The organism is Clostridium folliculivorans (assembly GCF_024341905.1).
Lineage (GTDB): Bacteria > Bacillota > Clostridia > Clostridiales > Clostridiaceae > Clostridium_AR > Clostridium_AR folliculivorans.
Genome location: NZ_BQXY01000005.1, coordinates 299246 through 310957, shown reverse-complemented (window position 1 = coordinate 310957; position 11712 = coordinate 299246). Strand labels below are relative to the sequence as shown.

Genomic DNA, 11712 nt, shown 5'->3' with positions numbered 1-11712 from the left:
ACTCCTACCTTTTGGTAATATTCACAGCTGTCCCTTCTCCTGTTATACTAACTCTTGGGTTAGTTGCATCATCACCATTTACTATTAAAGACACTACCTTATCAGTATTGTTTATCACCTTTAACTCTACACTAGCCTTATCGTCATTTCCTTGTCTTAAAGTTGAGAATATGTTAAACATTATATCATTAGAACTAGGTGTGAAGCCTATTCCTTTAGTAGTATATTGAAGCGGGTAACTATTTTTACTAGTTTTATATTTGTAATAATAATTTCCATCCTTATCTTTTGTAAATGTAACTTCTAACTTTTCTATCCCAGGATTATCAGCATATAGATAGCTAGTTCTACTCTGATCCTTATCTTTACCTATAGTCAAAGTAGGTAAATCTGAATTTATAGGTTTAACAATCATTGAAAAATCACTTTTCTCTTCTTTTTCTTTAGCTGAGTTCTCAATAGTAGTAGCTAAAGTAGACATCTGACCATCTCCAAAAGGCGACCCCTTACCATACTTATTATTTAGCAACCAATTAGAATAATTACTATCTTCATCCCCTATTTTAGGAACAGCGTAAAATTCCATAGTTAAGCTTCCTGAGATTTCTTTTTGATTAGATTGTGCCATGGATAAGTTCGAAAGAACTATTCTCTTATCCCTTACTTCAACATTTTTTATAAATGATGACAAATTACTATAGGTTCCTTTAAAACTCAAAGTTACCTTTATCTGCTGCGCCGTATTTCCAGCACTTACATCCTTAGTTTGTCCATCATTTCCAGTTTGTTGAGATATCTGTCCCGAACTTGATGCTTGATTCGAACTGCTAGCTGAATTGTTTTTCGAGTTCTCGTTATTATACTGATCAGCCAAGGATTGAAGAGAAGAATTAGGCAAAGGTTGATAGCTGCTCTTATTTGACTCTATTCCTTGAACTTGTAGCTTTGAAAAATTTATGTTACCTTTTAAATTAGAACTTTTTAAAAGCTCATCTATTTCTAATATCAATTTCTCTTGAATCAATTCTGGATAAATATTTTTTGATTTATCTTCAATTTTAGCATTTAATATTTTCAAATTTTCTTTCTTACTATCCATTGTATTTATTGTACTCATTATCTCATTGTATTTTGACTCTACGCCGATTTTCTGAGTTTTTAGTCCATCTATCTTTTTTATTTGCTTTGTATACACAAATTCATAGTAACCCACAACTACCAAAACAGCTAAGAGTATACCTAACAAATACTTTTCTCTCTCACTTATCTTCATTTTCCATCAACATCCTTTAATGTACATTTTAAGTCAAAGCTATAACTTCCGTTACTTGAATCATCTTCACTAATATTTCCTATTTGTCCTTCTGCTATTATGTCAAGACCTTTTATATTATGTTGAAGTTCTCCAATAGCAGACCTAGTTTTTGATACACCTTGAAAACTAAGACTGCTTCCATCAACGGATATACTTCTAAAGTAAACATTCTCTGGAAGAGTAGAGTTTATCTTTCTAAGCAATTCTGAAGAAATAACTGATCTTGAATTCATTCCCTCATTTATCTTTGAAAGTCCACCTTCATATTTATTCAAAACATCTAACTTATTATTTAATACCTGTGCCTCTTTAACTTTTGCTTGTACCTTAGGAGAATTTATCGAGTTTTGAAACTTGTCTATATCTCTATTAAGCATATAAACATTTATACTGTTCCATGCAAAAGTCCCAACAATAAAAACTGCAACTACAGCTGATACTGTATAAATATATATCTTTTTATTTACTACCTGTTTTTGCTTCCCTTGATAAGGGGCGAAAAAATTAAAATCATTCATCCTCATATCCCCCTTACAGTCTTATTATAGAACCTATTACATTTAAGTACTGTTCTATAGTCTCAGTGGCTATTTTTAAGTTTAGATTTACATTGCCCATAGTTCTAACCTTTGAAGTAGGTATTGAAAATTTATTAAATATATATCTTTCTATTCCTTTTAAGTTAGAACTTCCTCCGTATAAGAATATCTTATCGATACTATTTCCAACCTTTTTATTTCTGTAAAATTGTATTATTCTTTCAAGCTCCATAATCCATTCATCTACTACATCTCTTATTATCCTATTAGAAGAATCCTCATTATCACTTGAAACAGATAAATCACCTTTGTTTTTCTTTATATCTTCAGCAACTTCTAAAGATATTCCCATCGCTCTACTTAAAGCTCCATCTATATTTGCTCCACCAGACTTTATAAGCCTTGTAAATTCAAACTTACCATCCTTATATATACTTACACTAAGAGTACTTGCTCCCATATCTATAAAAGCTAAAGTTTCTTCTGTGCTATAAGCTTCATCATTTACTTTATTACTGTAGTTTACAAGTTTGTTTAAGGAATTATAAGATATATCTAATGCTAAAGGCTTTAAATTTGAGTTAGTTAAAAGTTTATAATACTTCATAGCTAACTTTTCTGGATATGTAATTACTAAGGTCTTAAACTTAAGTTTTGATTCCACTTGAAATCTATCAAGTATACTTTGCTGTATCACATAATCATCCATGTTTATAGGAAGATATTGCTGTATTTCATATTTAACCACTGTACTAAGTTCATCCTCTTGTACTGCAGGTATAACAACTTCTCTATTAATTACACTAGTAGAGTTATTTGTACATATGGCATCTTTTATATTGATTTTATTGTTATTAAGAAGCTGCTCTAAAAAAACAGTCATCACATCTTGATTTAATATGTTTCCATCTCCTACTGCATCTACAGGAGTTTTGGCAGTAATCAATCTTTCTATCTCTAATTGATCCTTATAGTACTTCCCAACTACCACCTTAGTAGTGTCACTTCCAAAATCAAAAGAAACCACTTTTCTATTTAACTCTTTCTTTTTAACTGGCTTCTTTTCAATAGGTTTATTTCTTATTTTATTTTTAAGGTCACTTATATCTACATTCATTAAGTCTTTTACTTTACTGAAATCCATTTACTTGAACCTCCGATTTTCTGTTTTAGTTTTACTAATCGCATATATATTTTAATTAAATATGTTTCTCATTGAGTTCAATTTAACTTTAGTTTATATATACTTAAAACTGTATGGATAATGAGTTTTAGGCATATGTAAGCTAAGTTATGGGAGAATATAGTTTAAAGTGTAAAGTTATATGGATAACTTTACACTTTATATCACATTTCATTAATTCAGTATATTATGGAGTTGCAGTGTTTACAGATTTTCCATTGTTAACACTTACTGTTCCATCAGTACTACTTATTGTTATAGCATAAGTAGTCGCTCCATCTTCTTGAGGTGCCTTGACATCCTTATAGTAATCAGTAAGAGTTTTTGAACCTGATACTGCACTAGTAAGAGCTTTATTAGTAAAAGTTAATGTAACTGATCCATCAGAATTGCTTAGAGTTCCATCAATTAAAAGTGTTTGAGTTATTTTCTTTACAGTTTCAGCGCTTTCTTTATCAGCTTTTACTCTTGAATCATTTCTTACTTTTGTGTAATTTGGCACAGCTATTGCTGCTATAATTGCTATAATAGCTATAACTATTATAAGCTCGATTAAAGTAAATCCTTTCTTTTTCTTCTTAAGTGTTGATGTTAATGCATTTGTCATCAATTAATCCTCCTTGAATTTTTAAATTATATACTAAGCTACTACATATTGTTATACATAGTAAACATTGGCATCATTATTGATATTACAATGAATCCAACTACTCCGCCCATCACTATTAAAAGTAAAGGTTCAATTAGCGCTGTAGTAGTTTGTATGGTAGTTTCTACTTCTTCATCATAGAAGTCAGCAGTTTTGTTCAATATTTCGTCTAAAGACCCAGACTCTTCCCCAATCTTTATCATAGAAGCAAGCATCGGTGGAAAGATCTTACTTTCTTCAATAGGCTTGGATAAACCTTCACCTTTTATGAGTTCTTCTCTTATTTCTAGTAATTTATCTTGAGCTATTTTATTTCCAACTACGTCTGATACAGTCTCTAAGGCTTGCACCAAACTTACACCACTAGATAACATAGTAGATAAAGTTCTAGTAAATCTAGACACAATTATTTTTTGATTTAGTCCTTTTAGTACGGGAAATGTAAGTTTAAACTTACTTATAAATAGCTGCCCACTATCACTTTTAAAATAATATCTCAAGCCCAAGACTACCAATACTATTATTAAAAGTATTATTAAGCCATGCTTACTTAAAGCTCCACTAATAAAAAGTAAAATTCTTGTAGGTAGTGGAAGTACTACCCCACTTTGTGTAAACATATCTATAAAAGTTGGCATTACAAAGGTTAAAAGTATTGTTACAACACTTACTGCCAGTAAACTTAGCACAGTAGGATAAACCATTGCACCTTTTATCTTATTGTTAATCTTATTTTCCTTCTCAAAATGAGTAGACATTCTAAGCATTACACTATCTAAATTACCACTCATCTCGCCAGTCTCCACCATACTTATAAGTAAGTCTGGAAAAACCTTACCTTGTAGTTTCATCGACTCAGATAGAGTTTCACCCTTTTTAACATTATCCTCAACCTTTGAAAGTACTTCTCTAAGCTTTTTATTTGGAAGCTGCCTTGCAAGTATGTTGAGTGAACTATTTATAGATACACCAGCATCTAGCATGGTATAAAACTGTCTACAAAAGATAGAAATATCTTTTGTAGTAACTCTATTGAACATTGAAAAATCTATAGTTGTACCTTGCTGTATTTCTTCCACTAGAAGCGGATAATAATTATTCGCACTTATCATATCCATTACTTCATCTCTAGTATCTGCAGCATAGGTACCTTGCAGTCTATCACCATTTTCATTCATTGCTTTATATTTAAAATTAGGCATGTGCTTTAAACACCTCTTTTCTTAAAGAAATTACTACTCTTTTAAGAAAGCAATAGAAGCCATCTCTTCCACAGTGGTTACACCTTCTAAAACAAGCTCCTTACATGCCATACCAAGAGTTTTCATCCCATTTTTTATTGATAAATCCATTAATTGATTTGAGTCTCTAGTATTTAAAATCATATCTCTATGTTCTCTAGTTACTTCCATTATTTCATAAACACCCACTCTACCTGAGTAACCCGTGTTATTACAATACCCACAGCCTGAACCCCTATAAATAGTAATTGGTTCATTATGCTTTTCTCCTAAGATTGCCTTTTCATAAGCTGAAGCTTCATGAGCTTGTCTACAATTAGGACATATCTTTTTTACTAGTCTTTGGGCAACTATACCTGCTAAAGATGTAGAAACCAAATAAGGTTGAATCCCCATATCTACTAATCTTAATACAGAAGAAGGAGCATCATTAGTATGTAGTGTACTTAATACTAAATGACCCGTAATGGCAGCTCTTATAGCTATTTCTGCAGTTTCACTATCTCTTATCTCACCTATCATTACAATGTCAGGGTCTTGTCTTAATATAGATCTAAGACCGTTTGCAAAGGTGAGTCCTGCTTTGGTGTTTACATTAACTTGATTTACACCTTTCAAGGTATATTCCACTGGATCTTCGACAGTTACTATGTTAACATCACCAGTATTTAGCTCATTAAGCACTGTATAAAGAGTAGTTGATTTTCCGCTACCTGTAGGTCCTGTAACTAGAACAATTCCATGTGGAGATTTTATTATTCTTTCTAAAACCTCTAAGTCATCATTCTTCATCCCAAGTCTTTCTTTTCCTATTTGATAGCTTTCTCTATCTAGTATTCTTATTACAACCTTTTCACCGGCTACCACAGGTAATATTGAAACTCTCAGATCCACATCCTTATGTCCCACTTTAGTTATAATTCTTCCGTCCTGAGGTATTCTTTTTTCTGCTATATTAAGTCCTGCCAGTATCTTTATTCTAGTAACAAGTGCAGCTTGGCTTTCAGGTTCTAAAGAGTTTGTAGTCTGCAGTTGTCCATCTATTCTATATCTTATTCTTATCTCATCTTCAAAAGGTTCAATGTGTATATCAGATGCTCTCATCTCTATAGCATTCTTAAATAAATATTCAACCATCTTTACCACTGGTGCATTCTTTATATCATCAAACTGTTCTTCTTCCTGAACTTGAATTGTTTTTGCTTCTAACTTACCCTTAGAAAGTTCCTCAGCAGCTTTAGTCACCTTCTGACTTGAATATTGCATTTCTATATGTTTTTTAATTTCTTCTCTTGTACATATATATGTTTCAACTTCAAATCCAGATGAAATCGAAACGTCATCGATAGCAAATATATTAAGTGGATCCCACATTGCTACCATTATTCTATTTTCATTAAAACCAAAAGGTATTAGTTCATGCTTATCACAAACGCTTTCTGGTACTACTTTTAGAGCTCTTTTATCAAAGGTTGTAATATTAAGGTTTATTCTTTTTATTCCTGTTTGCTTTTCTAAAACTTCCATGATATCTTCTGAAGTTACCATTTTCAGCTCTATAAGCATTTCACCCAACTTCTTACCAGTTATCCTTTGTTTCTTAAGAGCTTCCTGAAGTTGAGGCATAGATATCTTACCAGACTCCACGAGCATGTCACCCAGTCTTCTCTTAATTACTCCCTCCATTAGTATCTCCTTCCAACCAAATAGGTTGAATAAATTATAATCTTACTTCATATAATAATAAGTATACAAAGTGAAGTTTAATAAAGCAACCCAAAAATTCTGCCATGATTTGGTAACTAAAGACATAATTTCATGGTTACTTTTTATATGAATTAAACTTACTATTAAACACAATCTGAAATCTTCTAAATCTGTCTTAAAAACCGACTAATAAGGTTTATATTTAGCGAATTTTACATAACACCCAATATTTTTCGACAAAAATATAAATATATTAAATTTAAATTCTACAATTAAATATAAAATATATTAATTATCTATCCATATATCTATATATTAAGATAAATTTTTATTATTTTATCACCATATAGCATTGCTATCATTGTTCCAATAGCCAAAAACGGACCAAATGCAATAGGATCTTTTCTTCCTTTCTTCTTCAAGGCTATAAGTAACACACCAATAATCGCTCCAATAATGAATGCAAAAAATATTGTAATCAGCGTATTGCTCCATCCTAAATATATACCGCATATAGCTGCTATCTCTATATCTCCTGTGCCCATAGCCCCTGTAAGTATAACTATAAGTCCAATCACTCCAACTCCTACCACTAATCCAATTAAGTACGTCATTATATCACTATGTAGATAGAATTTGTCTATCAATATAAATGCCACTCCAATAAAAAGACATGGATATGTTGTAACTGCATATACATCCTGTGTATTAAAATCAATAAATGCTATAACTATTAAAAATACCGCTAATATTAAAAACTTTATAAGTTCAATTGATAGGCCATATTGGCTATATATTAGTAAAAATATTATTGCAGTGAATAACTCAAGCAAGGGATACTTAATAGATATCTTGCTACCACAGTTCCTGCACTTTCCTCCTAAAAATAAATAACTTATCACTGGTATTAAATCATAAGGTTTGATTTGAGTCTTACAATCAGTGCAATGTGAAGGAGGAAAAGATATAGACTCTCCTCTTGGTATTCTATAAATACATACATTTAAAAAACTTCCAATGACTAATCCTAAAATAAAAATTAAAATTCCAATCTCCATGTATTACTCCTAAACTTTCTAGAATTAAATTCAAAATCAGTTGTTAAATTGATATATTGAATTCATATCAATTATCATCTTTTCAATCCATATATTGCAAGTAAATTTTGCATTAAATTTACTAATTTAGTCATAACATTCTCTTATATCCCCTATTTATATATACATCCATACAATTCTACATTTTTATATACTTTTTCAAATCGTAACTTATGTAATAACTTTCGCATTTAAATGTTAACTTCAAATCATATTAATCCTAAAAGAACAACCTTAAGTTGCATTATTTACTTATTATCTTTTAACTTATTTTAATTATATCCTTTTTTACCGGTTACATTCACTAAGTTAACAAAAATAAATAGTTTTTGTAACCTCATTTTAAGTTTTTATACATCTACCTTTTCAAATGTACCTGAGAAAAATCTAAAAGTTGAGTAATCTTTATTTTCTAACTATGATTAAAGCTATTGTTGATATAAGAAATTTATAAAACAGATTAACTAATAACTTAAAGATTATATATTTCTGAGCACAAAAAAGCTAGAATGCAGAAGCATTCTAGCTATAAGTTTTTAATTTTAGTACATTCCTTCCATTCCCATGCCTGGATTTGGCATAGCTGGAGTCTTTTCTGGAATGTCAGCTACAGCTGATTCAGTTGTTAAGAATGTTGATGCAACTGATGCAGCATTTTGAAGAGCTGATCTTGTAACCTTAGTTGGATCAACAATTCCTGCTTTTATCATGTTCTTGTAGTCACCAAGTAATGCATCGTAACCTACTCCTACCTCACTGTGTTTAACTTTTTCTATTATAACTGAAGCTTCAACTCCAGCGTTAGTAGCTATTTGTCTCATTGGTTCTTCTAAAGCTCTAACTATTATATCTATACCAACTTGAGTATCAGCAACTTCTGATGTTAATTCAGCTACTTGTCTTATAACATTTACGTAAGCTGTTCCACCACCAGGTACTATTCCTTCTTCTACAGCTGCTTTTGTAGCTGCTAAAGCATCTTCAAGTCTTAATTTCTTTTCTTTTAATTCTGTTTCTGTAGCTGCTCCAACTTTTATAACAGCAACTCCACCAGCAAGCTTAGCTAATCTTTCTTGAAGTTTTTCTCTATCAAATTCAGAAGTAGTTTCTTCTAGTTGAGTTCTTAGTTGTGCTACTCTACTAGTGATAGCTTCTTTATCTCCTCTACCACCAACTATAGTAGTGTTTTCCTTAGTTACCTTTATAACTTCAGCTTGACCTAACATATCAAGAGTAGCTTCCTTTAGGTCTCTTCCAAGCTCCTCAGATATAACTATACCACCAGTAAGTATTGCTATGTCTTCAAGCATTTCTTTTCTTCTATCACCAAAACCTGGTGCCTTAACAGCAACACAGTTAAAGGTTCCTCTTACCTTATTAACTATAAGAGTAGCCATTGCTTCTGTTTCAATATCTTCAGCAATTATAAGAAGTTTCTTACCTGTTTGAACTATTTGTTCAAGTACAGGAAGTATTTCTTGGATATTGCTTATCTTCTTATCTGTTATAAGTATTAAAGCATTGTCTAAAACAGCTTCCATCTTTTCTGTATCTGTAACCATGTAATGTGATACATATCCTCTGTCAAATTGCATACCTTCAACAACATCAAGTTCTGTACCCATTGATCTTGATTCTTCAACAGTTATAACGCCTTCGTTGCCTACTCTTTCCATAGCATCAGCTATAAGCTTACCTATTTCTTCATCTCCTGCTGATATAGCAGCAACTCTAGCTATGTCTTCTTTACCTTCAACTGGTTTTGATATCTTCTTGATTTCATCTACAGCTGTTTCAACTGCAGTTCTTATACCAGTTCTAAGAAGTATAGGGTTAGCACCAGCTGTTACATTCTTTAAACCTTCTCTAATTATTGCTTGAGCAAGTAATGTAGCAGTTGTTGTACCATCTCCAGCCACATCATTTGTCTTTGTTGCAACTTCTTTTACTAATTGAGCACCCATGTTTTCAAATGGATCTTCTAATTCTATTTCTCTTGCAATTGACACACCATCATTTGTTATAAGTGGTGCTCCAAACTTCTTGTCTAAAACAACATTTCTTCCTTTAGGTCCTAATGTTACTTTTACAGTATCAGCAAGCTTATCTACACCAGCTTGCATAGATCTTCTTGCTTCTTCACCAAACTTTATTTGCTTAGCCATTAAATTCTACCTCCTGTCTATTATTCTACTATTGCTAGTATATCTTCTTGTTTTAGTATGGTGTATTCTTCACCATCAATTTTAACTTCTGTACCAGCATATTTTGAGAATAGTACTTTATCCCCAACTTTAACTTCTAATTCAATTCTAGTACCATCAACGATAGATCCAGGTCCAACAGCTACAACTTCAGCCTCTTGTGGTTTTTCCTTTGCTGCTCCTGTTAAAACTATACCGCTTTTTGTTTTTTCTTCTGCTTCTAATCTTTTGATAACAACTCTGTCACCAAGTGGTTTAATTCTCATTTTCTAAACCCTCCTTATGATTTTTAGAGTATATATAATTTAATATTTAACTTATTTGTTAGCACTCATTAATATTGAGTGCTAATACAATTATTATAATAGACAATACTATTTAATAATTCAACAACTAATTGATATTTTTATCCATTTTTTCAGACCGAATTATTTAATTTTATGAAATTATCTCTCTTTTTCTAATTTTTTCTTTTATTTTCTTAGCTTTTATACTCTTTATGAAAATTAACTGATATATTTAACAAGTTTTTTAAATATATCAGTTAATTTTCATATAAAAACATAAATAATTCATAAATTTATTATATTATTTTTTTATAAAGCTATTTATTTTTTATAAAAAATGATAATAATTAAATATGAAACTTTATATTCTATGCTACGCGAAAGGACGTTATGATGATTTCTAAAAATTATAGTTATTTAACTAAGATCTCAAACTTTATTCTCTCTCTTATTTTAACTGTTGCTTCAATTGGCTTGTGGTCAATAGCAACTTTAAATTTTACACCACTATACAAGATAAGCATAAAAACTTTTGACATTACAAGCGCTACATCCCTTTCAGAAGGACAACTTATGACAAACTACAAGGTACTTATTAAGTATCTTCAATCACCTTTTATACACAAATTAAAATTTCCGGATTTTATAATGAGTGCTGGTGGTGAAACACATTTCGTTGATGTGAAAAATATATTTATATATCTTCATATCATAACTTGGTCCACTGTGATAATTTTTGTATTATTATTTATATTCAAGAAAAAATATCTTTCAAAGGAAATTTTTAATATATTTAATCATACTTTTTATATTCTATCTGTTTTTTCAATATCTATACTTATTTTAGTATTAAATAATTTTGATAAAACCTTCGAAAACTTTCACAAGCTATTTTTCAGGAATGACTTATGGTTATTTGACCCAAATACTGATCCAGTTATAAATGCCTTACCAGAAAACTTTTTTATGATATGTGGAATAACAATAATAGCTTTAACGCTTATTCAAGTGATACTACTTAAGATTATATATCACAGACATAAGAAAATATTAAAGACATCAAAATCTAGCATTTTCCGCTAGTGATTTCTATTGTAACTTTATATAGTGTTTTTGTTTTAGTATATATTTAAGAGTATAGTTGTAATTAAGTAGTTATAAAGGAGATGCTATATGAACAAGCTATTAGAATTAAATGATTTTTTCAGATGGAATGGCTCTAAAAAATCATTAATCGTTCTTTATTAGTGATTTTTTTACGCATCTGCCTTTTCTGAACGTATGTGAAGAAATTCTGGCAGGCGATATATTCTTATTTTTACTCTTTAATCAGATAACATTTTTATTCTTTAAATTTAAGATATCAAAGATTTATAAAATGCATGGATTATTAAAGAGTAAAAACTGTACTGTTCGAACGTAGTGAGTTTACAGTTTTAGCCAAAGATGCAACACTTCAATCATTAAACTATTTTCAAAACTCTGCTGGG

The 11712-nt window shown here is 30.6% G+C and carries 11 protein-coding genes; 1 reads left to right on the top strand and 10 read right to left on the bottom strand.

Going from position 1 to position 11712, the window contains the following annotated elements; all coding sequences use genetic code 11:
* Positions 1-4 precede the first annotated feature (4 nt).
* From OCU55_RS16170 to OCU55_RS16125, 10 genes are all read right to left on the bottom strand, one after another.
* The gene (locus OCU55_RS16170) at positions 5-1273 is read right to left on the bottom strand and encodes a hypothetical protein (RefSeq protein ID WP_261853324.1); all 1269 of its coding nucleotides are present in this window, start codon (positions 1271-1273) and stop codon (positions 5-7) included.
* Entirely contained in the window at positions 1270-1833 is a 564-nt protein-coding gene (locus tag OCU55_RS16165) for a PilN domain-containing protein (RefSeq protein ID WP_261853323.1), read from the bottom strand. The genes OCU55_RS16170 and OCU55_RS16165 overlap by 4 nt, the downstream gene beginning before the upstream one ends.
* A gap of 13 nt (positions 1834-1846) precedes the next feature.
* Positions 1847-2998: a type IV pilus assembly protein PilM gene (pilM, locus tag OCU55_RS16160; protein ID WP_261853322.1), complete on the bottom strand. Its 1152-nt coding sequence runs from the start codon at positions 2996-2998 to the stop codon at positions 1847-1849.
* 226 nt (positions 2999-3224) lie between these two features.
* A complete protein-coding gene (locus OCU55_RS23940; RefSeq protein ID WP_280923807.1) occupies positions 3225-3644 on the bottom strand; it encodes a prepilin-type N-terminal cleavage/methylation domain-containing protein in 420 nt (139 codons plus the stop codon).
* A gap of 41 nt (positions 3645-3685) precedes the next feature.
* Positions 3686-4888: a type II secretion system F family protein gene (locus OCU55_RS16150; protein ID WP_261853321.1), complete on the bottom strand. Its 1203-nt coding sequence runs from the start codon at positions 4886-4888 to the stop codon at positions 3686-3688.
* 33 nt (positions 4889-4921) lie between these two features.
* Positions 4922-6613 (bottom strand): GspE/PulE family protein, encoded by a 1692-nt coding sequence (locus OCU55_RS16145; protein WP_261853320.1) that lies wholly within the window; start codon positions 6611-6613, stop codon positions 4922-4924.
* Positions 6614-6942: 329 nt separating this feature from the next.
* Positions 6943-7686, bottom strand: coding sequence for a prepilin peptidase (locus tag OCU55_RS16140; protein WP_427847066.1), 744 nt, complete (start codon positions 7684-7686; stop codon positions 6943-6945).
* Positions 7687-8273: 587 nt separating this feature from the next.
* Positions 8274-9896: a chaperonin GroEL gene (gene groL / locus OCU55_RS16135; protein WP_261853318.1), complete on the bottom strand. Its 1623-nt coding sequence runs from the start codon at positions 9894-9896 to the stop codon at positions 8274-8276.
* A gap of 20 nt (positions 9897-9916) precedes the next feature.
* Positions 9917-10201 (bottom strand): co-chaperone GroES, encoded by a 285-nt coding sequence (gene groES, locus OCU55_RS16130; RefSeq protein WP_261853317.1) that lies wholly within the window; start codon positions 10199-10201, stop codon positions 9917-9919.
* A 434-nt stretch (positions 10202-10635) separates the two neighbouring features.
* Entirely contained in the window at positions 10636-10761 is a 126-nt protein-coding gene (locus OCU55_RS16125; protein ID WP_261853369.1) for a hypothetical protein, read from the bottom strand.
* On the opposite strand from OCU55_RS16125, the gene OCU55_RS16120 reads away from it, so the two are divergent.
* The gene (locus OCU55_RS16120; RefSeq protein WP_261853368.1) at positions 10706-11305 is read left to right on the top strand and encodes a TIGR01906 family membrane protein; all 600 of its coding nucleotides are present in this window, start codon (positions 10706-10708) and stop codon (positions 11303-11305) included. The genes OCU55_RS16125 and OCU55_RS16120 overlap by 56 nt on opposite strands.
* Positions 11306-11712 lie beyond the last annotated feature (407 nt).